The 24,093-nt window shown below is 68.2% G+C and carries 18 protein-coding genes and 4 pseudogenes; 9 read left to right on the top strand and 13 right to left on the bottom strand.

Annotated features, from left to right (window positions below; genetic code table 11):
• Positions 1-3: 3 nt before the first annotated feature.
• Positions 4-1,023, top strand: coding sequence for a methylmalonyl Co-A mutase-associated GTPase MeaB (gene meaB / locus ACGFU7_RS17400; RefSeq protein WP_393696675.1), 1,020 nt, complete (start codon positions 4-6; stop codon positions 1,021-1,023).
• A 13-nt stretch (positions 1,024-1,036) separates the two neighbouring features.
• On the opposite strand, the gene ACGFU7_RS17395 is transcribed toward meaB, so the two are convergent.
• Positions 1,037-1,918 (bottom strand): GNAT family N-acetyltransferase, encoded by an 882-nt coding sequence (locus tag ACGFU7_RS17395; RefSeq protein WP_393696673.1) that lies wholly within the window; start codon positions 1,916-1,918, stop codon positions 1,037-1,039.
• Positions 1,919-2,293: 375 nt separating this feature from the next.
• Here ACGFU7_RS17395 and rho point away from each other — a divergent pair.
• From rho to ACGFU7_RS17380, 3 genes and pseudogenes are all read left to right on the top strand, one after another.
• A pseudogene (gene rho / locus ACGFU7_RS17390) lies at positions 2,294-3,432 on the top strand (transcription termination factor Rho).
• 85 nt (positions 3,433-3,517) lie between these two features.
• On the top strand, positions 3,518-4,516 hold the full coding sequence (locus ACGFU7_RS17385; RefSeq protein WP_393696671.1) for an aldo/keto reductase family protein: 999 nt from the start codon (positions 3,518-3,520) through the stop codon (positions 4,514-4,516).
• A gap of 166 nt (positions 4,517-4,682) precedes the next feature.
• Positions 4,683-5,166: pseudogene (locus ACGFU7_RS17380) on the top strand (sigma factor); the annotation flags it as partial.
• 93 nt (positions 5,167-5,259) lie between these two features.
• Here ACGFU7_RS17380 and ACGFU7_RS17375 read toward each other — a convergent pair.
• From ACGFU7_RS17375 to ACGFU7_RS17340, 8 genes are all read right to left on the bottom strand, one after another.
• On the bottom strand, positions 5,260-6,621 hold the full coding sequence (locus tag ACGFU7_RS17375) for an NAD(P)/FAD-dependent oxidoreductase (RefSeq protein WP_393696669.1): 1,362 nt from the start codon (positions 6,619-6,621) through the stop codon (positions 5,260-5,262).
• A gap of 132 nt (positions 6,622-6,753) precedes the next feature.
• Positions 6,754-7,095, bottom strand: coding sequence for a hypothetical protein (locus ACGFU7_RS17370; RefSeq protein WP_393696667.1), 342 nt, complete (start codon positions 7,093-7,095; stop codon positions 6,754-6,756).
• Positions 7,096-7,124: 29 nt separating this feature from the next.
• A complete protein-coding gene (ctaD, locus tag ACGFU7_RS17365) occupies positions 7,125-8,855 on the bottom strand; it encodes a cytochrome c oxidase subunit I (protein WP_393696665.1) in 1,731 nt (576 codons plus the stop codon).
• A gap of 357 nt (positions 8,856-9,212) precedes the next feature.
• Entirely contained in the window at positions 9,213-9,950 is a 738-nt protein-coding gene (locus tag ACGFU7_RS17360) for a glucose 1-dehydrogenase (RefSeq protein WP_393696663.1), read from the bottom strand.
• Positions 9,951-10,163: 213 nt separating this feature from the next.
• On the bottom strand, positions 10,164-12,386 hold the full coding sequence (locus ACGFU7_RS17355) for an NADP-dependent isocitrate dehydrogenase (RefSeq protein WP_393696661.1): 2,223 nt from the start codon (positions 12,384-12,386) through the stop codon (positions 10,164-10,166).
• A gap of 114 nt (positions 12,387-12,500) precedes the next feature.
• Positions 12,501-13,538 carry a glutathione S-transferase family protein gene (locus tag ACGFU7_RS17350; RefSeq protein WP_393696659.1) on the bottom strand — a complete coding sequence of 346 codons (1,038 nt, stop codon included), beginning with the start codon at positions 13,536-13,538 and terminating at the stop codon, positions 12,501-12,503.
• Positions 13,535-15,049, bottom strand: coding sequence for an MFS transporter (locus ACGFU7_RS17345; RefSeq protein WP_393696657.1), 1,515 nt, complete (start codon positions 15,047-15,049; stop codon positions 13,535-13,537). Before ACGFU7_RS17345 ends, ACGFU7_RS17350 begins: the two co-directional genes overlap by 4 nt.
• A gap of 217 nt (positions 15,050-15,266) precedes the next feature.
• Positions 15,267-15,662, bottom strand: coding sequence for a hypothetical protein (locus tag ACGFU7_RS17340; protein ID WP_393696655.1), 396 nt, complete (start codon positions 15,660-15,662; stop codon positions 15,267-15,269).
• Positions 15,663-15,780: 118 nt separating this feature from the next.
• Here ACGFU7_RS17340 and ACGFU7_RS17335 point away from each other — a divergent pair.
• Both ACGFU7_RS17335 and ACGFU7_RS17330 read left to right on the top strand, forming a co-directional pair.
• Positions 15,781-16,171, top strand: a pseudogene (locus ACGFU7_RS17335) (DUF2267 domain-containing protein).
• Positions 16,172-16,335: 164 nt separating this feature from the next.
• Positions 16,336-16,830, top strand: coding sequence for a universal stress protein (locus ACGFU7_RS17330; RefSeq protein ID WP_393696653.1), 495 nt, complete (start codon positions 16,336-16,338; stop codon positions 16,828-16,830).
• A gap of 160 nt (positions 16,831-16,990) precedes the next feature.
• Here the strand turns inward: ACGFU7_RS17330 and ACGFU7_RS17325 are convergent, their stop codons facing one another.
• The 3 genes and pseudogenes from ACGFU7_RS17325 to ACGFU7_RS17315 all read right to left on the bottom strand — a co-directional run bounded on the left by ACGFU7_RS17325 (position 16,991) and on the right by ACGFU7_RS17315 (position 18,270).
• The gene (locus ACGFU7_RS17325) at positions 16,991-17,113 is read right to left on the bottom strand and encodes an alpha/beta fold hydrolase (RefSeq protein ID WP_393697062.1); all 123 of its coding nucleotides are present in this window, start codon (positions 17,111-17,113) and stop codon (positions 16,991-16,993) included.
• An 83-nt stretch (positions 17,114-17,196) separates the two neighbouring features.
• Positions 17,197-17,334 (bottom strand): annotated as a pseudogene (locus ACGFU7_RS17320) (alpha/beta hydrolase); the annotation flags it as partial.
• Between the two features lie 219 nt (positions 17,335-17,553).
• Positions 17,554-18,270: a hypothetical protein gene (locus ACGFU7_RS17315; RefSeq protein ID WP_393696652.1), complete on the bottom strand. Its 717-nt coding sequence runs from the start codon at positions 18,268-18,270 to the stop codon at positions 17,554-17,556.
• Between the two features lie 901 nt (positions 18,271-19,171).
• Here ACGFU7_RS17315 and ACGFU7_RS17310 point away from each other — a divergent pair.
• The 3 genes from ACGFU7_RS17310 to ACGFU7_RS17300 all read left to right on the top strand — a co-directional run bounded on the left by ACGFU7_RS17310 (position 19,172) and on the right by ACGFU7_RS17300 (position 23,100).
• Positions 19,172-19,417, top strand: coding sequence for a hypothetical protein (locus tag ACGFU7_RS17310; protein WP_393696650.1), 246 nt, complete (start codon positions 19,172-19,174; stop codon positions 19,415-19,417).
• Between the two features lie 548 nt (positions 19,418-19,965).
• On the top strand, positions 19,966-21,396 hold the full coding sequence (locus ACGFU7_RS17305) for a glycosyltransferase (RefSeq protein WP_393696648.1): 1,431 nt from the start codon (positions 19,966-19,968) through the stop codon (positions 21,394-21,396).
• A 309-nt stretch (positions 21,397-21,705) separates the two neighbouring features.
• Positions 21,706-23,100: a cellulose binding domain-containing protein gene (locus tag ACGFU7_RS17300; protein WP_393696646.1), complete on the top strand. Its 1,395-nt coding sequence runs from the start codon at positions 21,706-21,708 to the stop codon at positions 23,098-23,100.
• A gap of 331 nt (positions 23,101-23,431) precedes the next feature.
• Here the strand turns inward: ACGFU7_RS17300 and ACGFU7_RS17295 are convergent, their stop codons facing one another.
• The gene (locus ACGFU7_RS17295) at positions 23,432-23,632 is read right to left on the bottom strand and encodes a hypothetical protein (RefSeq protein WP_393696644.1); all 201 of its coding nucleotides are present in this window, start codon (positions 23,630-23,632) and stop codon (positions 23,432-23,434) included.
• Positions 23,633-24,093 lie beyond the last annotated feature (461 nt).

Below are 24,093 nucleotides of genomic sequence, written 5' to 3'. Positions count from 1 at the left end.
CAAATGCCTGTGAAGATCGACATCGACAGCTATGCGAAGGGGGTCCTCGACGGGAAGCGGGCGTACATCGCGCGCGCGATCACTCTCGTCGAGTCCACCCGCCCCGATCACCGGGCGCTGGCCCAGCAGTTGCTGCGCGAGCTGCTGCCGCATTCCGGGAACGCCCGGCGTATCGGCATCAGCGGCGTGCCGGGGGTCGGGAAGTCCACCTTCATCGACGCGCTCGGCACGATGCTCACCGGGCTCGGTCACCGGGTCGCGGTGCTGGCCGTCGATCCCTCCTCCAGCCGTACCGGCGGCTCCATCCTGGGCGACAAGACCAGGATGGAGCGCCTCGCGGTGGACCCCGCGGCGTTCGTACGTCCCTCCCCCACCGCCGGGACGCTCGGCGGGGTGGCCAAGGCGACCCGGGAGTCCATCGTGGTGATGGAAGCCGCGGGATACGACGTGGTGCTGGTGGAGACGGTCGGCGTCGGCCAGTCGGAGACGGCGGTGGCCAATATGGTCGACACGTTTCTGCTGCTCACGCTGGCCCGTACCGGCGATCAGCTGCAGGGCATCAAGAAGGGCGTCCTGGAGCTGGCGGACGCCATCGCGGTCAACAAGGCGGACGGCCCGCACGAACGCGACGCACGCGCGGCCGCGCGTGAACTGGCGGGCGCGCTGCGGCTGATGCACCCGGCGGACGTGGCCTGGACGCCCCCGGTCCTCACCTGCAGCGCCCGTGAGTCGACGGCTCTCGACACGCTGTGGGAGCGGCTGGAGCAGCACCGTACGCTGCTCGAATCGACCGGCCGGCTCGCCGCGAAGCGGCGTGACCAGCAGGTCGACTGGACCTGGACGATGGTGCGGGACGAGCTGCTGGAAAGTCTGCGCGGCCATCCGGAGGTGCGCGCGCTCACTCCGGGTCTTGAACAGCGGGTACGGAACGGCGAGTTGACGGCCACGCTGGCGGCCGAGCAGATCCTGGGGGTGTTCCGGGGCACGGCCTCGGCGGCGGAGGGCGGTGACCCTGCGGGCTGACTCGACGAAGGTCCTAGAGATCGAGCTGGTACTCGACCGACTTGTGCGTCGGCTCGTAGCCGAGTGCGTCGTTGACGCTCCGCATGTACGTGTTGCTGTCCGCGGTGTCCGCCAGCAGCCCGTCGAGGGCCGGGTGGCGCTCGCGGGCCTGCAGGATGGACTGCGCCTTCATCCACCGTGCGAGGCCGTGCCCCCGGTGTTCGGGGAGGACTCCGGTGCCGTAGTGCTGGCCGTCGCCCTTTCCGGCGCCCGGAACGACCAGCTCGGTGAAGCCCGCGATGGTGGAGTCGCACTCGTCGACCGCGGCAACGGTGTGGAGCAGCTCGCCGCGTGCCGCGACGGCCGCTGCCGCGGCACGGACCCGGTCCACGTCCCAGATGACCGCGCCGTAGTCGGTGTCGTCCATCGGCATGTCGTCCATGGCACGGCGCGATGCGGCGAACGTCGGCGCAAGCTCGTCCGGGACGGTGCCGTCCCAGGACACCAGGCGATATCCCGGATGCGGCTGCCCGACGATCCCGCTCAGAGCCCCGGTGTCGGCCTTCGACAGCAGAAGGCGGGCATACGTCAGGGTCAGCACCTTGCGCAGCCCTTTGGCCCGCAGGAAATGATCACCGGGGGAACCGGCCTCGACCTGCGTGATGACGCTGCGTCGGCCCTCCTCGCGGGCAGCGGCGACCGCGGCGTCCAGCAGCTGTGAGCCGATGCCGCCCCGGCGCTCCGCCGGGTGGACGTGGAGTTCCAGTTCGGCAAGGTGGTCCTGGCCCTCGCGGGTGAAGACGCGCAGGAACGCAGAACCGACGGGGCTGCCCGCAGGGTCGGACGCCAGCCACGCCAGCCGGTGGCTCGTGCCGGCGCGGTCGGGGTCGGTCAGTGCGGTGATGCGTATCGACAAGGTGACTCCTTTGCGCCGAGGGCGCCGGTCAGGACGGGTGAGCGGGCGTGCGGCCCGGAGAACCACATCACTCCGCGAGCCCCACTGCAACCGGTTATCGCAGCCGTTGCCGCCGACCCGGCATGTGTACCGTGGTACGGTGCAGTTGGTACATGTGTACGCCTCGATGTGAGGCGCCGGTGCCGATTCACCCTCGTGGAGCTGCTGCGCCCGTCCTTGCTGACCGGCGATCCAGCTTTCCCGCACCACTTCTTCCAGTCCGGTACGGGCTGTCCCCGTCCGGGCTTTCCTGCCCACCGTCCGGGGCGTGATCTCTTCCGCCCCCATGCCGTCCGGGCCCCTTCATTCGCCATGTCCGCGAAAGGACCACTCCATATGACCAGCACCCTCGAACACCCCGTCGCTCAGCAGGAATTGCCCACCGAGGCCGTCGGCGTCCTCGACATCACGCACCAGGGGCACGGCGCACTGCGCGTCCGTGGCGGCCACCCCTCCCCCGGCGACGTACAGGTCTCCGCCGCCCTGATCCGCCGCCACGGCCTGCGCAAGGGCGATGTCGTCGAAGGCTCCTGCGACCGGCCCCGCACCCTGTCCGGGGTCTCACGGGTCAACGGCCGTTCCCCGCAGGCGCTGCGCGGCCGGCCCCACTTCCGTGATCTCACCCCGCTCCACCCCCGGCAACGGCTGCGCCTGGAAACACCGTCCGGCAGTCCGGCGATGCGCCTCGTCGACCTGGTCTCCCCGATCGGCATGGGGCAGCGCGGACTCATCGTCGCGCCGCCCAGGACCGGCAAGACGGTGCTGCTGCAACAGGTCGCCGCAGCCGTCGCCGCCAACCATCCCGAGTGCCATCTGATGGTGGTGCTGCTCGACGAACGCCCCGAGGAGGTCACGGACATGCGCCGGTCCGTACGGGGCGAGGTGCTCGCCTCGACGTTCGACCGGCCCGCGAAGGAGCACATCGCGCTCGCCGAACTCGCGGTCGAACGCGCCAAGCGCCTGGTCGAACAGGGCCAGGACGTCGTCATCCTGCTGGACTCCCTCACCCGGCTGTGCCGCGCCCACAACAACGCGTCAGCCGCGGGCGGACGCACCCTGAGCGGCGGCGTCGACGCAGCTGCCCTGGTCGGCCCCAAGCGGCTCTTCGGCGCCGCACGCCTCACCGAGGAGGGTGGCTCCCTCACCATCCTGGCCACCGCGCTGGTGGAGACCGGCTCCCGCGCCGACGACTACTTCTTCGAAGAGCTCAAGAGCACCGGCACATGGAACTCCGGCTCGACCGCACACTGGCGGACAGGCGCACCTACCCGGCCGTGAACATCCCGGCGTCCGGCACCCGGCGTGATGAACTCATCGTCTCTGAAGACGAGTTGAGGGCGGTACGTGGACTGCGGCGCGCGCTGCACTCCAGGGACCCGCAGACAGCACTCGAAACGCTGCTGGACCGGATCCGGCACACTCCGGACAACGTGGCCTTCCTCCGTACGGTCCACCGCACCGTCCCGGATGCCTGAGCCTGCCCGAGCGGGGCCGGACGGCGGAATAGCATGGACCGCCCTTGCATGATCCGTCCCTCACGAGCACAGGGAGAGCAGGCACATGGAATTCCGCCGACTCGGCCGCAGCGGTCTGACCATCAGTGAGATCGCTTACGGAAATTGGCTCACTCACGGCTCCCAGGTGGAGGAGGACGCGGCAGCCGCCTGTATCCGCGCCGCCCTCGACGCCGGGATCACCACCTTCGACACGGCGGACGTCTATGCCGAGACGCGGGCCGAAGCCGTCCTGGGCCGGGCGCTCAAGAACGAGCGCCGCGAGGGACTTGAGGTGTTCACCAAGGTCTACTTCCCGACCGGCCCCGGGCACAACGACCGGGGACTCGGCCGCAAGCACATCATGGAGTCCATCGACAACTCGCTGCGCCGCCTGCAGACGGATTACGTGGACCTGTACCAGGCGCACCGCTACGACCACTCGACCCCGCTGGAAGAGACCATGGAGGCGTTCGCCGATGTCGTCCGCTCCGGCAAGGCCCTCTACATCGGCGTTTCGGAGTGGACGGCCGACCAGCTCCACGCCGCACATGGGCTGGCCCGCGAACTGCAGGTGCCGCTGATCTCCAACCAGCCGCAGTACTCGGCGCTGTGGCGGGTCATCGAGGGCGAGGTGGTGCCCGCGTCCGAGGAGCTGGGCATCGGTCAGATCGTCTGGTCGCCGATCGCTCAGGGCGCCCTCACAGGCAAGTACAAGCCCGGTGCGCCACTCCCGGCCGGCTCTCGGGCGACGGACGAAAAGGGCGGCGCGAGCATGGTCGCCGGCTGGCTCCGCGACGACGTGCTGGAGCGCGTCCAGCGGCTGCGGCCGCTCGCCGACCAGGCCGGTCTGAGTCTTGCCCAACTCGCGGTCGCCTGGGTGCTGCAGAACTCCAATGTCTCCGCCGCGATCATCGGCGCCTCCCGGCCCGAGCAGGTGACGGAGAACGTCGGGGCGGCGGGTGTGACACTCGACGCGGAGCTGCTGAAGGGCATCGACGACATCCTGGACCCGGTGGTGGAACGGGATCCCGGGCTGACGGCCGGGCACGAGAGCAACAGCTGATTCGACCGGCCGCAGGTGTGGGGCAGGGGCCGCCGTTCCGGCGGGCCCTGCCCCGTCATTCGGACGCTCGGGGCGAACCGGTGGCGTGCCGCCGCCCGGCATCGGTCACAACGGCCCGGTTTCGTGGGTCACTTCCTTGACACGTCGCGACAGAGGAATGTGGCCGATGGACGAACAGGAACTTCTGGCGGCCCGCTTCGAGGAGCACCGGCCCCGGCTACGGGTCGTGGCCTTACCGGATGCTCGGCTCCTTCAGCGAAGCGGAGGACGCCGTCCAGGGCACCTGGCCGCGGCTCAACAGCACCGGCACCCGCGAGGTGGAGAACCTCGGCGGGTGGCTGACGACAGTGGTGGGGCGGGTCTGCCTCAACATGCTGCGCTCACGCGGCACGCGGCGCGAGGACTCCTGGGACGCCGACCTGCCCGACGCGGTCGCGGGCGACGAGACCGGAATCGGCCCGGAGCAGCAGGCGGTGTTGGCCGACTCGGTCGGCCAGGCCATGCTCGTGGTGCTCGACACGCTCGCCCCCGCCGAGCGGCCGGCATTCGTCCTGCATGACATGTCCGCCGTGCGCTTCGACGAGATCGCGCCCGCCATGGAGCGAACCCCGGCGTTTGCTCGCCGCTTCGGCGGGCGTTCTGTCCGTCGGAGGTATGTCCCGCACCGGCCGGGAAATGTGACCGGTGCGGAGGCGGATTCTTTTCCGAGCGGTGCGCGGATCTCTTTTCCGAGCTGTACGAGGTCAGGTGCCGGTGTGCAGTGAGGCGGTGTGCTCGCGGACCTGCGCCGGTGTGAGATAGGCATCCGTGTACTCGAAGTCGCGCAACTTGGCCGGATTCCGGGCCTGGAAACCGGTGCGTACGAAGTCGTCGCCCGCGATGGCGTTGAGCATCCAGTTGGTCATGACCCGTGCCTTGGCCACATTCGTCCGCAGCGCCGACCAGTGGTAGCCGCGGGCCACCGCTTGCGCGACGATTCCGTGCATCTCGACGCCGAGAGGCTTGGAGACCGCGTCCTTGCCGCCGAGATCCACGACCAGACCGAGATCCTTGTGGACGTACGGCTTCAACGGCTGGTGCCGCAGCGTGGCGATGAGGTTGTCGGCGAGCCTGCGGCCCTGGCGCATGGCGTGCTGCGCGGTGGGCGGGCAGACCGCCCCGTCGCCCTTGCTCAGGTCCGGTACGGCCGCGGCGTCGCCGAGCGCGAAGATGCCGTCGAAGCCCGGCAGGTTCATCTCGGGTGTCACCGCCAGCCGGCCGCGTACGGTCTCCGCGTCGAATGTGGCGACCAGCGGACTCGCGGTGACTCCCGCCGTCCAGATCAAGGTGCGGCAGGGCACCACCCGGCCGTCGGTGAAGGTGACCTTCTCCGGCCCGGCCTCGGCGACGGAGACGCCGAGCGACACCTCGATGCCCCGTGCGCGCAGTACTTCCAGGGCGCTCCGGCCGAGCTTGTCCCCGAGTTCGGGCATCAGCTTCGGGGCGATGTCGATGAGATGCCACTTGATCAGCTTCGGGTCGAGCCGTGGGTAGCGCTTGACTGCGTTGGTGGTGACGCGCTGCAGACAGGCGGCCGTCTCGGTGCCCGCGTATCCGCCGCCGACCACTACGAACTGCAGGCGCGAAGCCCGCTCGTTCTCGTCGTGGCTGGCGTCCGCGAGGTCGAGCTGAGCGATCACGTGGTCACGTGCGTACGCCGCCTCGGCCAGCGTCTTCATACCCTGGGCGTTGTCGAGCAGGCCGGGGATGTCGAAGGTACGGGTGACGCTCCCGGGGCTGAGCACGATGTAGTCGTAGGGCTCGTAGACGACCTCGTCGGTGATCTTGCGAATGACGCAGATCTTCGCCTTGGGGTCCACTCCGATGGCCCCGCCCGGGATGATCCGGGTGCGGTGCTTGCGGCTGCGGCGCAGCGACACCGCGACCGACTGCGGGGTGAGCACACCTGCCGCGACCTGGGGCAGCAGGGGCAGATAGAGCTGGTACGAGAACGGGGCGACGAGCGCGATCTCCGCCTCGCCCGGGATCAGCCCGCGCTCCAGTCGGCGTACGCACTCCACCCCGGCGAAACCGGCGCCGACAACGAGAATCCTGGGTCGTGCCACAGTGTTCGTCCCTTCTCGGGCCCGCACGGTCGTCCGTTCGCCTGCCCCGTCGCACGCGCCCGTCATCTCACATCTTTACGAGCCGCATCCGACTTCGCCCGCTGGGACCGGCGGACGGACGACACCACCGGGTCAGCGGACCAGGAGGGTGACCGCTGTGCAGGTGCCGCCGACCACGCCCACGAGCACGACACCGGCAGCCACACAGCGCGCCTTGAGCCTGCGGTAGCGCGCGTCGTATTCGCCGCGCAGCTCGGTGGCGCGGGCGGAGATCCGGCAGAGCATCGCCCGCGACGCGGCGAGGCGGTCCGCGGTGTAGACCCGTGCCACGTCCTCACGCTGTGCCGTGGTGAGCCAGGGCAGCTCGTCGGTGAAGCGGCCGGCCTGTCGTCGCGCCTCCTCGATCTCGGCGTTCCACAGCAGATAGCCCTCCAGCTGTGCCAGACCGCGGGCGCTGTCCTTGTCGGGGTCCACTCGCTCCTCCTCTCCCGGGGCCGCCGTGCTCACGCCTGCTTGTCCCCCGGGGTCCACGTCGTCCCGGTGTCGGGACGGTTGAGGGCTCCGTCGAGGGCGCGCACCGAGGGGTGATGCAGGTCGAACGCCGGGGATTCGGAACGGATCCGCGGCAGCGTGAGGAAGTTGTGCCGCGGCGGCGGGCAGGAGGTCGCCCACTCCAGCGAACGGCCGAAGCCCCACGGGTCGTCGACCTCGACCTTCCTGCCGTACTTGGCGGTCTTCCACACGTTGTAGAAGAACGGCAGCATCGACAGGCCGAGCAGGAACGAGGAGATCGTCGAGATCGTGTTCAGCGCGGTGAAACCGTCGACGGCGAGGTAGTCCGCGTAACGACGCGGCATGCCCTCGGCACCCAGCCAGTGCTGCACCAGGAACGTGCCGTGGAAGCCCACGAACAGCGTCCAGAACGTGATCTTGCCGAGCCGCTCGTCCAGCATCTTGCCGGTGAACTTCGGCCACCAGAAGTGGAATCCGGCGAACATCGCGAAGACCACGGTGCCGAAGACGACGTAGTGGAAATGCGCGACGACGAAGTACGAGTCCGAGACGTGGAAGTCCAGCGGGGGCGACGCCAGGATGACGCCGGTCAGACCACCGAAGAGGAACGTCACCAGGAAGCCGATGGACCAGAGCATCGGTGTCTCGAAGGACAGCGATCCCTTCCACATCGTGCCGATCCAGTTGAAGAACTTCACACCGGTCGGTACCGCGATGAGGAACGTCATGAACGAGAAGAACGGCAGCAGCACACCGCCGGTGACGTACATGTGGTGCGCCCACACGGTCACGGAGAGGCCCGCGATGGCGATCGTGGCACTGACCAGACCGATGTAGCCGAAGATCGGCTTACGGCTGAAGACAGGAATGATCTCGCTGACGATCCCGAAGAATGGCAACGCAATGATGTACACCTCCGGATGGCCGAAGAACCAGAAGAGGTGCTGCCAGAGCAGCGCGCCGCCATTGGCCGCCTCGAAGACGCGCGCCCCGAACTTGCGGTCCGCCTCCAGCACCAGAAGTGCCGCCGCCAGCACCGGGAAGGCCAGCAGGACCAGCAAACCGGTCAGCAGCACGGTCCACACGAACATCGGCATCCGGAACATCGTCATGCCGGGTGCGCGCAAGCAGATGATCGTGGTGATGAAGTTGACCGAACCGAGGATCGTGCCGAAGCCGGAGAAGGCCAGACCCATGATCCACATGTCGCTGCCGATGCCCGGCGAGCGGACCGCGTCGGTCAGCGGGGAGTAGGCGAACCAGCCGAAGTCGGCCGCGCCGCTCGGGGTGAGGAAGCCGGCCACCACGATGATCGAGCCGAAGAGGTACAGCCAGTACGCGAACATGTTCAGCCGCGGGAACGCCACATCGGGCGCGCCGATCTGCAGCGGCATGATCCAGTTGGTGAATCCGGCGAACAGCGGCGTCGCGAACATCAGCAGCATGATCGTGCCGTGGATCGTGAACGCCTGGTTGAACTGCTCGTTCGAAAGGATCTGGATCCCGGGACGGGCCAGCTCGGCGCGCATGACCAGGGCCAGCACACCGCCGACGATGAAGAAGGCGAACGATGTGAGCAGGTACAGCGTGCCGATCGTCTTGTGGTCGGTGGTGGTCAGCCACTTGATGACGACGTTTCCCGGTTCCTTGGCATGGACCGGAAGCTCGTTCGCGTACGCCTCCTCTTCCTCGGCTGCCCCTGTTGTGCCCGTCGTCGTCACTGGGACGCTCCTTCGATTGTCATTCGCGAGTGGACTGAGCACCCGGCTGGGGCGCCGTCTCCACCGGGCCGGCCGACAGGCCGACCCCGCGCGCGTCACGCCAGATTCCAGGTGCAGCAAATCAGCCGCGGGGCCACTATGTGCGGCCCTGCGCCCGCCGTCGCGTGACTTTCACTCGTCAGGGCGTCCTCGGGTCGGGTCCTCGGCCCCCTCGCACACGGCCGATGCCGGTGCGGCCTTCCACATCGGTGATGGCCGTCTCGGAGCAGCCCGAACTCCCGCACCGCCCAACGTTGTTACCGAGGAAGCCGGTGAACGCCCGGATCGGTGACCGGCCCTGGGCGACCCGGCTGTCGCTCAGGCCAGCCCGCCCGTCGCGCGCACATTCTGGCCCGTGATCCACCGGCCGTCGTGGCCGGCCAGGAAGGCAACCACATCAGCCACATCCGCGGGTTCGCCCAGTCGGCCGAGGGGAGTCATGCCGGCGACTGCCTCAAGCGCCTGCGGCTGGTTGGTTCCGCGCAGCAGCTCGGTGTCGGTCGCGCCGGGCGAGACGGTGTTGACCGTGATCCCGCGCGCTCCGAGTTCGTGGGCGGCAATGGCCGTGAGTTGCTCGACCGCCCCCTTGCTGGCGGCGTACGCGGAGATGCCGCGGCCCGGCCGCACGGTGTTCGCCGTGGAGATGTTCACGATGCGGCCGCCGTCGCGCATCCGCCGGGCCGCATGACGGATCGTCATGAAGACCGCTCTGGTGTTGACCGTCATCACCTTGTCGAACACCGCCGGGTCGGTGTCCGCGATGAGGGACGGGGTGAGGCACAGTGCGGCGTTGTTCACCAGGATGTCCAGGCCGCCCAGCTGTGCCTCGGCGGCTTCCATCAGCTGCTCCGGCGCGTCCGGGTCCGCGAGATCGAGACGGATGGCCCAGGCCTTGCCACCGTTGTCCTGCACCGTGCGGACGACCTCTTCGGCTGCGTCGTCGCTGGTGGCGTAATTGAAGACCACGTGGGCCCCGTCTCGGCACAGGCGCTCGACGATCGCGCGGCCGATGCCCCGCGATCCTCCGGTGACCACAGCGTTCCTGCCTGTCAGCACGGTCTCTCCCCCTCGAAGAGCAGTTGATCCGGATCATTCGAACCTACCTGCACAGCGGCTCCCTGTACGCGATTGCGCGGAGAACCGTCGGCGCCGGCCAAGCGTCTTCGAGTGCCGGCCCGGAATACGGAACCGCCCCGGCCGGGCATGGAGCCGACCGGGGCGGGAGGGGTGCGGGGGCGCTTGGCTGCGCCCCCTTCCGTAGCTGTTTCGTCAGCGGATGCTGGCGATGGCCTGCGTGAATGTCGCCGACGGACGCATGATGGCCGAGGCCTTGGCCGGGTCGGGCTGGTAGTAGCCACCGATGTCGGCCGGCGAGCCCTGCACCGCGATCAGCTCATCGACGATGGTCTGCTCCTGCTCCCCCAGCGTCTTCGCGAGCCCGGCGAACGCCTGCGCGAGCTGCGCGTCGTCGGTCTGCTGCGCCAGCTCCTGGGCCCAGTAGAGGGCCAGGTAGAAGTGGCTGCCGCGGTTGTCGATGCCACCGAGGCGACGGGTCGGCGACTTGTCCTCGTCGAGGAAGGTCGCGGTCGCGCGGTCGAGGGTGTCGGCGAGCACCTGGGCGCGCGCGTTGTCCGTCGTCTGCGCGAGGTGCTCGAAGCTGGCGGCCAGCGCGAAGAACTCACCCAGGCTGTCCCAGCGCAGGTAGTTCTCCTTGATGAGCTGCTGGGCGTGCTTCGGGGCGGAGCCGCCGGCGCCCGTCTCGAACAGGCCGCCGCCGCCCATGAGCGGGACGATCGAGAGCATCTTCGCGCTGGTGCCCAGCTCGAGGATCGGGAACAGGTCGGTCAGGTAGTCACGCAGCACGTTGCCGGTGACCGAGATGGTGTCCTCGCCGCGGCGGATGCGCTCGATCGAGAAGGCGGTCGCCTTCTCCGGCGACATGATCTCGATCCGCAGGCCGTCGGTGTCGTGGTCGGCGAGGTACGTCTTCACCTTGGCGATCAGCTGCGCGTCGTGGGCGCGGTCCTCGTCGAGCCAGAACACGGCCGGGACGCCGGCGGCGCGGGCGCGGGTGACGGCGAGCTTGACCCAGTCCTGGATCGGCAGGTCCTTGGCCTGGCACATGCGGAAGATGTCGCCCGCACCCACGGCCTGGTCCAGCACGACGTTGCCGCTGCCGTCGACGACCCGCACCGTTCCGGTGGTGGGGATCTCGAAGGTCTTGTCGTGGCTGCCGTACTCCTCGGCCTTCTGCGCCATCAGGCCGACGTTGGACACCGAGCCCATGGTCGACGGGTCGAAGGCGCCGTTGGCGCGGCAGTCGTCGATGACGACCTGGTAGACACCCGCGTAGCTGCTGTCGGGGAGCACCGCGAGGGTGTCGGCCTCCTGGCCGTCCGGGCCCCACATGTGACCGGAGGTGCGGATCATGGCCGGCATGGAGGCGTCGACGATGACATCGCTCGGTACGTGCAGGTTGGTGATGCCCTTGTCGGAGTCGACCATGGCCAGCGCGGGGCCTTCGGCGAGCTCTGCCTCGAAGGACGCCTTGATCTCGGCGCCCACGTGCGGCACCGAGTCCAGGCCCTTGAGGATGCCGCCGAGGCCGTCGTTCGGGGAGAGACCGGCCGCTGCGAGCACATCGCCGTACTTGGCGAAGGTGTTCGGGAAGAACGCGCGGACCACGTGGCCGAAGATGATCGGGTCGGAGACCTTCATCATGGTGGCCTTGAGGTGGACGGAGAACAGCACGCCCTCGGCCTTGGCGCGGGCGATCTGCGCGGTGAAGAACTCGCGCAGGGCCGCGACGCGCATGACCGCCACGTCGACGACCTCGCCCGCGAGCACCGGCACCGACTCACGCAGAACGGTGGTGCTGCCGTCGTCGCCCGCGAGCTCGATACGCAGCGAACCGGCCTCTGTGGTGACCGTGGACTTCTCGGTGGAGCGGAAGTCGTCGACGCCCATGGTGGCGACGTTCGTCTTCGAGTCGGCCGACCAGGCGCCCATGCGGTGCGGGTGCGTCTTGGCGTAGTTCTTGACCGAGGCGGGGGCACGGCGGTCGGAGTTGCCCTCGCGCAGCACGGGGTTCACCGCGCTGCCCTTGACCTTGTCGTAGCGCGCGCGGACGTCCTTGTCCTCATCGGTCTGCGGGTCGTCCGGGTAGTCCGGAAGCGCGTAGCCCTGTGCCTGCAGCTCGGCGATGGCAGCCTTCAGCTGCGGGATCGAGGCCGAGATGTTCGGCAGCTTGATGATGTTGGCCTCGGGCGTCTTGGCCAGCGCACCGAGCTCGGCGAGCGCGTCGTCGATGCGCTGGCTCTCCTGGAGACGCTCGGGGAAGCCGGCGATGATACGCCCGGCCAGGGAGATGTCACGGCTCTCGACATTGACCCCGGCCGTCGAGGCGTACGCCTGGACCACGGGCAAGAACGAATACGTCGCCAGGGCCGGGGCCTCGTCGGTATGTGTATAGATGATGGTCGAGTCAGTCACCCTGTGCTCCGCTCCACGTCTGCAACATTGCTTGACATCAAGATATCTCGTGATCGCTGCCGACTCGACAGGGCCCTGCCCCTGCTCCGGCGGGTGCCGAAACGGGCGCCGGGTTCAGGGACGTCCCGACGGCGGGACTTCTTCCCCGGGCGGCACCGGACCCGGCGGGGTGCCGTCGCCGAACGGCCGTCCACCCAGCTCTTCCCGGTGGTGCGGGGTCAGCCAGCCCGACAGATCGGGGCCGACGGGAACGATGCCGGTGGGATTGATGCCCGTGTGAACCCGGTAGTAGTGCTGCTTGATGTGGTGGAAATCGACCGTGTCGCCGAAACCGGGGGTCTGGTACAGATCCCTGGCGTACGCCCACAGGATCCGGTCCTCGGCCAGTTTCGAGCGGTTGCACTTGAAGTGTCCGTGGTAGACGGCGTCGAAGCGCACCAGTGTGGTGAACAGCCTGATGTCCGCTTCGGTGAGGGAATCACCGACGAGATAGCGCCGGTCCGCGAGTCGCTCGGACACCAGGTCCAGGCGGCGGAACACATCCTGGTACGCGGCTTCGTACTCGGACTGCTGCGCCGCGAAGCCCGCGCGGTACACACCGTTGTTGACCTCGCGGTAGATGCCCTGCATGACCTCGTCGATCTCGTCGCGCCGGGCTTCGGGATACAGGTCGGGCGCACCCTGCCGGTGCAGCGCGGTCCATTCGGTCGCGAAGTCCAGCGTGATCTGCTGGAAGTCGTTGGTGACGAGCCTGCCGCTGGGTACGTCGACGATCGCGGGCACGCTGACCCCGCCGGGGTAGTCCCGCTCCCGTGCGTTGTACGCCTCGCTGAGGTATCCGATGCCGAGCACGGAATCCCTGCCGCCCTCGTCCAGGGTGAAGCGCCAGCTGCGGTCGTCCTGGATCGGATCGGCGACGGCCAGCGAGAGGGCTCCCTCCAGCCCGAGGAGCCGACGGGACACGAGTGCGCGGCTCGCCCACGGGCAGGCGCGGCTGACGACCAGCCGGTAGCGGCCGGCCTCGACGGGCCAGCCGTCCCTGCCGTCGGCGGTGATGCGGTCGGCGAAATGGCTCCTGGACCGTTTGAAGGCCTTGTGCCCGTACTCCGCGTTGCCGTCGGTCTCTGTGCTGGTGGTCTCGTTCTCCTTCATCGCGTTCTCCCTACGGATGGCCTGCGGACGGACCGATGTGTACGAATCCTGCTGCGGCGCTCCCCGCGCACATCTGCCAGCCCGATGACCAGAGCGACCAGGACGAAGGCGACCGCGACGACGAGCCCGTGGTCGTACGCGGTGGCCCACCCGTCGCCGCCCAGTTGGGCGAAGAACACCGAGCCGACCGCCGCGATCCCGATCGCCGACCCGACGCGCTGGCCGGTCTGGAGGGTTCCGCCGGCACTCCCCGCGGTGGCCACCGGCACTTCGGAGAGGGTCAGTGTCTGGTTCGGGGCGATGACCAGGCCACTGCCGAGACCGGCCAGGAGCAGTGGGGCCGCCATCGCCCACCCCGCGCCCCGCCCGGGCACCAGATGCACGGCCAGTGCGGTGGCCGCCAGCCCCACGGCCACCGTGGTCAGCCCGGCCACGACGAGGGGGCGCCCGAATCGGCCGACCATTCGGCCGCCGGGGCTTGCCGCGACCGCCGCGCCCAGTGCGAAGGGTGTGATGGCGAGTCCCGCCTGCAGGGCGGAGTAGTGCAGTCCGCTCTGCAGGTAGAGCGTGGTGATGAAGAAGATCGAGGTGAATCCGGCGAAGTACAGCAGGATCAGCAGACAGCCCAGCCAGTAGGAGCGGACCCGGAAGAGCGACACGTCGACGACGGATTGCGTGCCGCGTCTGCCGCACCGGGACTCCCAGCCGACGAAAACGGCGAGCAGCGCCACGGCCACCAGGAGCAGCAGCCACTTCCGGTTGCCCGGCCACTGCTGCGACTGGACGAAGGGCAGCAGCAGAGCCAGTACACCCGCGCCGAGCAGCAGGACACCGAGGGGGTCCAGGTCACGCAGGCGAACGGGGCCGGCCGAGGGGGTGTCCGGGAGCAGGCGCCGGGCAAGCAGGAGGCAGACGGCACCGAGCGGCAGATTGACGTAGAACACCCAGCGCCAGCCCTCATGGGCCCCGGCCGCCTGGATCAGCAGCCCGCCCGACAGCGGGCCGACGGCGGTGGAGATGCCGACCACCGTGCCGAACATGCCGAAGGCCCGGCCGCGCTCCTCACCGGAGAACATCTGCTGGATCAGCGCAGAGATCTGTGGCGAGATCATGCCTCCGGCAAGGCCCTGGATGAGACGGGCGACCACCAGCCAAAGGCTGGACTGAGCGGCTCCGCAGGCTGCCGACGCCAGGGTGAACATGGCCAGACCGGCCATGAACACCACGCGGCGTCCCCGCGCGTCACCGAGCCGTCCGGCGGGGATGAGGAACAGGCCGAAGGCGAGGGAGTAGCCGGAGAGGACCCATTGCAGGTCGGACTCCGGGGTGTGGAGCCCTTCCCGGATCGACGGCAGGGCGACATTGACGATGGATACGTCCAGCAGAGTCATGAACCCCGCGATCAGACACACCGCGAGCGCCCGCCAGCGGCGCGGGTCCGGAGTGTCGGGGCCAGTGGCAGAGTGAGCATCCCACCCCGCAGTACCCCAGTGACCTGCACTCTCTGCCATGGCTCGCACCCTAGGACGAAGCACCCCGATACTCATCCCGGCAGGGCCGCGACGGCGGTTTTCCGGCATCCGTTTCAGTGGACGGGCAGCACCGGGCGCAGGAGACGGCCGTGTCCCAGGGGGCGGGAAACGGCCGTCGACGATCCGTGCGGGCTCCGGGCCCATGCCTTCGAGAACCGGCCTTTGGCCGGACGCGCCGTTCGCAGCTGCGGTGCGTTCACACTCCTGGCAGGCGGCGCGCGGACCGTCGCAGATGGAAGGCCCAGGTCGCCACCAGGCAGAGGCCGTAGTACCCGAGGAACGCCAGATATGCGGCCTGCCCGTTGTGTGTGTCCAGGAAGGACTGCCGGAAGGCCAGGTTGACCAGCACTCCGCCGAAGGCGCCGATCGCCCCTGCCACCCCGATCAGCGCCGTGGTCCGCAGCCTGGCGGCTGGTGACGCCGAGCGGGTGGGCGATATCGGCCCAGCTGGTTCCGGCTTCGCGGGCGGCCTCGATGAGGGACGGTTGCCGTGCCGCGAGCCGCCGACGTACGTCCCGCAGCAGAAGGAGGGCGTCCAGCGCCTCTCCCGGCCCGGCTGCGGCGGGTGCATTCCGTGCTGTCGGGTGTGCATGCCTGACGTACGGCGGCCTCGATCGCGCTGAGTGCAGTCGTGGCCGCGAGGAGAGAGGCCGGCAGGCCGGGTCCGCCCTCCGCCCACGGTCAACGGGAAGGGGGGTCCGTTGACGCCCATGAGATGGCAGGCGTTCCTCGAAGCGGTGAAGGAACGCGGCGCCCATCCCTCGCCCGAGGAGGCCGAGCGAGCCGCTCGCGTGGCCCTGTCGCTGCTCGGGGCACACCTGGTCGGCACGGAGCGAAGCGAGCTGGCCGCCCGGCTGCCCGAGACCTTCGCACTGATCCTCCTCAACCCGCTGAAGGCCGCGGAAACCCCTCACCCCCGAACGGCTCGTACGCGCCACCGCCGCGTGGATCGAGGGCGCCACCGAGCAGACCGCCGCGTGGGACACCGGCGCCGTTCTCAGTGTGGTGGCCGACGCCGGCGGCGAGGATCTGCTGCATCGCGTCCTGCTGCAACTTCCCCCCGGCTACGACCTGCTCTTCGGCCGCCCCGTGTCCGAATGAGAACCCGGCGGTTACGGTGCACCCTCACTGCTCCGTCCCACCGGGCCCCTGTCGAAGACCGCGGCACGCGTGATCTCGGCTGCCGTGTGTCATCCGGGTCCTGGCCAATGCAGTCAGCCCCGCTGTGGCACTGTGGACGATGCCGCAGGCCATCGGAGGCTGACGTGACTGTGCTCGTCTGGATCAATGAAGGCACCTGGCGGGCCGCAGTGGACGCTGCCCGCGCCCACGCCCGAGCCGGGGACGAGATCGCCTTGCTGCACGTCACCGGCGACGACGTCGCCGAAGCAGCCCACGGCGCATTCGTCGGTCTGCTGGGCCGTGGCCACCGCGGACGCGACCCCGGCGACCAAGTGGCGGCCCTGTCCGCGAGCGCAGCCGCCGAACTCTTGGATGCGGCCGCCGGCCGCCTGGACCGGCCCGCGGTGCGCCTCCAGGCCCACGGCCGTGCCGAAAGGGAGGTCGTCCGCGCCGCCGAGGGCGCCGACCTGCTCATCTGCGCACGCGACGGCGACCGCCACCGTCTGGGGCCCCGCAGCCTGGGCCCTGAGACGCGCTTCGTCGTCGACCACGCTCCTTGCCCGGTCCTGTTGGTCTGGCCCGAACCGCCGCCCGGCATCGACTCACTGCCACCGCACCCGCACCCGCCGCACCTCTGACGGCTCGGTCTTCTCGTCCGGTGCAATTGCCGGCGCGCTCCTCGTAGCCGAGCAAGGCACGCCAGAACGGCGTCACTTCAAAAGCGACGAGCCCGTCGATGGTGACGTGGACGGTGTGCGCAGATGGCACATCTGCACCCACGAACGACTGGGCGGTCGCCTATCCCAGGAACGCCCCGGTGGTCGTCACGAACCGGTCGGGATCGTCGAGCCATGGGAAGTGTCCGGCTCCGGACTGAATGACGAGTTCGGCGTTCGGGAACAGCTCGGTGAACTCGGCCATCGCGCGAGGAGGGGCACCCAGGTCGACCTCCCGAGCAGGTCCATCTTTTCGAGGCCCAAGTGCTCGCGCAGAGCGTCCACGTCATCGACAAGCCGGTCGCAACGGTACGAAGCGGCGTCCTCCGGCATCGCGGACTCGCCGGTGCCCCGGAGATCCAGCATGACCAACTGCCTGTGCGCGGAAAGGCCTCCGAGGTCGCCGAGGTAGGCGGAAGCCTGCATCGGCCCTCCGGGCAAGCAGACCACAGGAGCACCGTTTCCGAACACGTGATATGCAAGCTTGGTTCCGTCATGCGTGGAGAAGGTAGGCATGGCCAAGACCCCTTCAATAGCGTTCGGACAAAAACCGGGATTCCCGGCCCGCTCGAAAAACCGTGCGAGGCAACCCCGGCGTGCCACGGGAACTGATCTGAGCCCAGCCCCAGTTCTTGGAGCGATCAGTCAAGCCACATAGGCGGACAGCTTCAGTGTTTCGGCGAGTACCCGCCACAGCCCCCACGCGAGTACTCGGCTTGCGACGTTGCAGATCAATCCGTCGGTACATTCCGTCGGCTTGTTCTGCCAGGCGCTCACCGTCATGAAGTGCCAACCGAGGCTACGTGAGAAGGCGAACCGGATGTGGAGTCCGCTCCCCAAGGAATGCCCCGGGAGGGTCACGATCTGAAAGAAGTCGTCCTCGACGATTTCGACTCGAACGGGGTTTCCTCCCAGGAGTGAGCACTCGTCGCTCTCGCGGACCCGCCCCGCACAGCCGCCGCTCACGGGGAAGAGCCAGAAGTTGCTGGTGAGCTGGTCGCGCACGTCGTGCGGGCTGGTGAATGGGTGGAGTCCGAGGAAGTACGTGTACCGGTAGAGCCAGTTCGAGCGATAGCAGGGACCGAAATCCGAACCGCAGTCCCCAGAAGCGGTTCCGGTGCTGCCTTGTGCCGCCCCACTCCCCTGCGTGCGCGGCCTGCTGCCCTCTCCGATGGCTGCCGAGCTCACCCGAATGGCATACGTGGCGGCCGCCGGAGCCAAAATCATCAGGGCCATGCCAAAAAGCACAGCAAGAGCCATACAGCGCGCAGACCGTGACTTCCGCACGTGCCGGGAACGCAGCTCCTCGATTTCTTCGGCCACCCTGCCGGTCATCCACTCACCACGCATGTCGCTGGGCAACGAAAATCCTCGACTGCAAACGCTGCACCGGGCCGATATCTACGAATTCAGACATCCACGCCTCCCGGGTGATTACGAGCCAAACGCACCCTACATTCGACATGACGGCCCGGCATTTCGTGGGGCCCGTGCGGGCTGGACCGTGAAAGAGGCGGACCCCCGCGCCGGCGGGAGGCCCCGGCCACCGCCGGTCGGAATGCCCGTGGCGCAGTCCGTGACCCACGGCGACGTTCCCTCAATACTGGGCCTGAGCCAACAGATCCCAACACCACCGAGCGGGCAAGGACCCGAGCCAGAGAGTCGGCTGCCGGTCTCACCTGGAGGTACACATGAGGATGCTCATCAACGTCCCGGAGTTTGGCGAGGCCGCAGGTCAAAGCCATGCTGGGGGCCCACTGGTCAGCAGAATCCCAGCATGATCCGGAGACGTGCACGTGGCGACACAACTCGTACGTGGGATGGGCAGCTTCTTCAAGAGCTGCGCCTGCGTCCGCCGGATCCGTTGTGCTCATCCCTATTCCATTCGCTACCGCGACGCTTCTGGCCGCCGGCGCGAGGAGACAGGGGTACGCAAAACAACAGACGGAACTCGACCGGATGACCAAGATCTACGAGGAGAAGCGGGGCACTCCACGCGCCCAGGCCGACCTCAAACATGAGATCGGGAAACAGCGATTCGGGGAATATTCCTCCCTGGGCACTTCGATCACGCCAGCCTTGATTCGTCTTCGGGGACTCGCCATTCCACAGGTGAGGTCTCGGGCGCCCCTCGGGGGTTCCCTGCGGTGCGGGTAACCGTTGGATCGCATGAAGTGTTGACGTGGGATATCTCCCACAAGGAGTGTCGATAGCGTCAGAAAAAAATGAAGCCCCGCCAGTTACGTCCTGGCGGGGCTTCTGGTTGGCCACGAAAGTCACCGACCCCATCACGAAGATCACCGGGACCACCTACGACAGCCTCGGACGCGGCACTCAGGTCTGGCTGCCCAGCCGGCTGCGTATCCTCGGCGCCGCACCGAACTACACCTATGGCTACCACCCCGTCCCAGGAGACCGTGCCCTGGTATCCACCAGCAGCCTGAGACCGAGAGCCTCGGGCTTACACCACCTGCTGCACCATCTACGACTCCCTGCTGCGCACCCGTGACACCCAGTCCCCGCCCGGCGGCCGCCTCGACAATCTGACGCAGTACGACACCCGCGGCCAGGTCAGCTCCACCTTGTCCGACATCTGGGGCGCGAGCAGCGCACTGTCCCGCGCCCCGGCAATCGTCGAGGCGGCCGGGCCCGCTGTAGGTGGACACCACCTACGACGGCGCCGCTGCGCCTGGGCGAGGCCAGGCCAGGTGCACGCGAGTTCCCACGACTGTCGCGATCGACGTCGATGCTCAAACCAGACGATCGCACATCGGCGAACGCGGAACTCCGCCCTCGGATACAGGGGACGCAAGCTCGCGGAGGTCAAGGCGACAGGCCTTAAGCAGTCCTTATACATTCACAGCGAAATCCTGATCCCAGGAGGCGCGAATAACCGCCCCGCGCCCGGGAATGCGGCGGGCTCAAGCCTGCTCGCGGGCGCCGCGGAGGCATCGTGTGTCGCATGCCTCAGACAAAATGTCCCCATTTGGCACACATGAGTTCAATACTTATCCGGGTACGAGCAAATCGGACGATGCCAGGGAGTCCTCACTCGTCATGCATACCCTCATACACGCTTGGGACGAGATCTACTCGTCCTGGCGCCAATTGCACTGGTACGGGGTGGCCGTCGGCTCACTCCTTGGTATCAAGTTGCTCCTGTCCATCCGCCGGCGCCGCAGTCCCGGGCTCACATTCAGGAAAACGACCCATCGGCTCAACATTCACGGGGTCGTCACGGTGTACAACGAATCCCCCGCGATGCTTCGGCGCTGCCTGGAATCGATCCTCGCGCAGACGCTGCTGCCTCAGTCTTTGACGGTCATCGACGACTGCTCCGCCGACCAGTCCGCCGCTGCCCTCATCGGGGAGATGCGCCCGCAGTTCGACCGGGCCGGAATCCGTCTCGGCTTCATCCGGTTCCCCGACAACCGCGGCAAGCGCCACGGACTCGCCGCAGGCTTCCGGGAGGATCCGCTCGCGGACGCGTATCTGTGCATCGACTCCGACACGGTGCTCGACGAGCACGCCGTCGCCGAACTCGCCGAACCCTTCGGGGAGCGCCGTGTCCACTGCGTCACCGGGTTGGTCCTCGCCCACAACCGCGGCACCAACCTCCTCACGCGCCTTATCGACATGAGGTACGTCAATGCTTTCCTGGGCGAACGGGTCGCCTACTCGCGTCTCGGTTCCGTCCTGTGCGCCTGTGGCTCTCTCGCGATGTACCGGGGGTGGGTCATACGCAAGAATCTCGACGACTTCCTCGACCAGCGGTTCCTCGGGCGCCCCGCGACCTTCGGTGACGACCGGCGTCTCACGTACTACTGCCTCACCGAGGGCAAGTCCCTCATCCAGCCGTGTGCTGTCGGCTACACCGACGTCCCGGAACGTCTCGGGCACTACATCCGCCAGCAGATCCGCTGGGGCAAGTCCTTCATCCGTGAAGGGTTCCTGCTCTTCGCCAAGTTCCGGCTGAGCCGTATGTACTGGTGGCTCAATCTGATTGAGCTCGTCACCTGGGTTGCCTTCACCGCGGGCATGCTCACCGCCCTCGTGGCCATCGCGCTGCATCCGACCGGTTGGGCCCTGCTCGCCAGCTACGTCGGCTACATGTGTGTCATGTCGTGGGTGCGTTCCATCCACTACCTGCGCGGCGCCGCCATGGTCGGGATCGTCGACCGGGTGCTGACGTTCCTCGCCGCTCCGCTGTACGCGCTGCTCAACATCGCGCTGCTGCTGCCGTTGCGCCTGTGGTCCCTGGCGACCCTGCGCCACACCAAATGGGGCACGCGCGCCAAGATCGAGGTCGGCGTGGACATCGAAGCTCCCGAGGGCCGCGGCGGTGCTCCGACCCCGTCCCTCGCAATCCCCCACCAGGCTTGGGACGGCACCGCGAACTCGCGGAGCGGGCTCGCGTACAGCCCGGACGACGGGGTCGCACGGCCGGCCTTCGATTTTCCCGGTGCCCAGACACAGGTCGTCCAGTAGGCGCCGCTCGGTTCGGCGGCGGGGCCCGTCCGAAGGTCGGCACATGCGGGAACTCCCGCGTAGCCGGCGATCCGCTACGGCGGTGCGACGGAGAGTGCCGCCGCCTCCCTTCCTGAGCGTTCAGTCGGGCGCGCTCATGGAGAACGGCGTCGGCCTCCGACACCGTCGCCCGCGCCGGTCCCGGGACCGCCCCCTCCACCTGCACTGGGAGCTTTTGTGGGCACTGCCCGCCCTACCGTCCGCCCTGTCCGTCCTGATGACCGCGGGCCTCGACGTCGTGCGTGGACCGTGTTCAAGACGTTGCTCCTGGTGATCGCTGTGGCCGCCGGTGGCCTCGCGCTCTATCCCGAGTGGCGTGCCTCGCATCGGGCGCCCCCGCAGCTCACCATCCGGTACAAGGCCGGGAGCCCTGCCACGGCCGCGGTAGCCCAGCCATGGCTGGAAGTCGTCAACACCTCCAAAAAGAGGGTGCGCCTGTCAGACGTGGCGATTCGCTACTACTTCACCGGAGACGGGGCTTCCTCGTACGCCTTCAACTGCGTCAAGGCCGCTGTCGGCTGCTCGAACATCGCCGGGGAGACCGTCGCGCCGGCCGGTCCCACCACCACCGCCGACCGCTACCTCCAGATCAGTTTCACGACGGGCGCCGGCAGCCTGGCACCCGGCGCCAAGAGCGGAGCCATCGGACTGCAGCTGTACCGCCCCGACGGCAGGAAGCTGGACCAGCTGGACGACCGTTCGTTCAATGCCGCTGACACCACCTTTCAGGCGTCGAGGACGGTGACCGCATACCTGCGCGGTGCGCATGTCTGGGGGGACGAGCCCACCGGCCCTGCCGGCTCCACAGGCCCTACCGGCTCCGCGGGCCACGCTGCTGCGTCCGCACGGGGCTCGTCCGTCCCCCGCCCGAGGCCTGCCCACCCGCGCGGGATCGTGTTCGACGACTTCCACTACAGCGGCCCCGACGATCCCGCGCTCCACGCGCACGGCTGGCTGGTCCGTACCAGCCCGGGCGGTCCGGGCATCCACGACACGTGGTCGGCCGCAGGCGTGAGTTTCCCGGCCGAGAAGACCGCTGCGGGCGGCCAGGTCCTGCAGCTGCGGGCCAGCACCGACGGGACAAAGGCGAGCACCAAGCAGGCCGAGGTGCAGAGCAGCGGCACCAACTTCCTGACGGGGACCTATGCCGCCCGGATCTACTTCAACGACAAGCCCACCAGTGGTCGCAACGGCGACCACGTCAACGAGTCCTTCTACACGATCTCGCCCAACAACTCTCGCTACAGCGAACTCGACAACGAGTACATGCCGAACGGGGGCTGGGGTGCGCCGGGCCCCAAACTCGATACCACGAGCTGGTACAGCGCCGACGCCGAAGACCGGGTCACACACAAACTGGTCTCCAGCCTTCAGGGCTGGCACACCATGGTGATCACGGCCGTGCACGGCGTGGCCACCTACTCGGTGGACGGCCACAAGCTGTTCAGCAGCGGCGGCAAATACTTCCCACGCCAGAACATGTCCATCAACTTCAACACCTGGTTCGTGGACCTCCCCTTCACGGGTCCGCGCGCCTGGGACATGCGGGTCAACTGGTTCTACTACAACGCCGACAAGGCCCAGTCCCTGGCGGATGTGCAGAAGGCTGTGAACGACCTCTACGACAGCGGCACCCATTACGTCAACACCGTCCCCAAGCGCTGAGCCTGTGGCATTGCGCGACTGTCGGGTTACTCCGAAGTCCTGTGCCATCCGGGCGCCGGCCCTTGCGCACATCGAGGCGCAACTGCGACGCAAGGAATCGCCCGTATTCCTGGGCATCCCCGCATTCGATCAGATCGCAGGCCGAAGCGCCTGAGGAGGTCATGACGGTGGCCGCCCACGGGTCGGACCTCGCTGGTGCTCGGGCCACCAGCTTGCAGACGGCATACATACAATGGCACCTGCCCATCGTCTTCTCCTGCACCCCTCACCAGCGGCTTTTGGAGCACCTGTGCCCCAGGGCCATTGCATGACCGGGATCTGTCCGGGTTGATCACGTGAGGCCGAGAGTTGCCAGGGGGCGGCGGTGGTCGCGGCCGGTGTGGCGCAGGGCGGCGGCAATGTCGGTCTCGCCGTCCTGCCGGAAGATGCTGATAGCGAGGTTGCGCAGGCCTGCCATGGTGCGGGGCAGGTGTCCGGTGCGGACCTCGGAGTCGTCCTCGCGGAAGGTCACCTGCCAGTCGGACCACTCCACGATTCCACCGTGACGCTGCGCGAACACGGACAGGTAGCCACAGCATCCGCCCGTGCACTCAGGCTCCCCCGGCACTACACGTCGCCCCTCGCCGGCCGCCCAGAGGGGACCGTGACCGTCGGCGGGCAGCGCCTCCTCCGCAAACGGGCCGCGGCCTCCCTCTCCGACCGCCTCTGCCCCCACTTCCTCGCCGTCGATCCGGAACTGCAACTGGGCAGCCCATCGGGTGCCCGGTGGCAACGCGCTGACCTCAAGCCGATTGAACACCCGGGCACCCTACGTGGGTACTGACCGCGACAGGTCTCTTCCGCCCGGGCGCAGGCGTCTGGCCAACCACCAGTCGACGTCCCAAGAGGCGAACGTTGTCTAATTCCTTCGTAGCAGCGCCGAGTGGGGACCCTCAGTTCCTTCGTGCTGTTCGAGTACCGCACCGTGATGCCTGAACGTTGCATGGCGATCGA

This window comes from Streptomyces sp. NPDC048473 (assembly GCF_043200155.1).
Classification (GTDB): domain Bacteria; phylum Actinomycetota; class Actinomycetes; order Streptomycetales; family Streptomycetaceae; genus Streptomyces.
The sequence above is the reverse complement of the archived record's forward strand: the minus strand, read 5'-3'. Positions and strand labels throughout refer to the sequence as shown.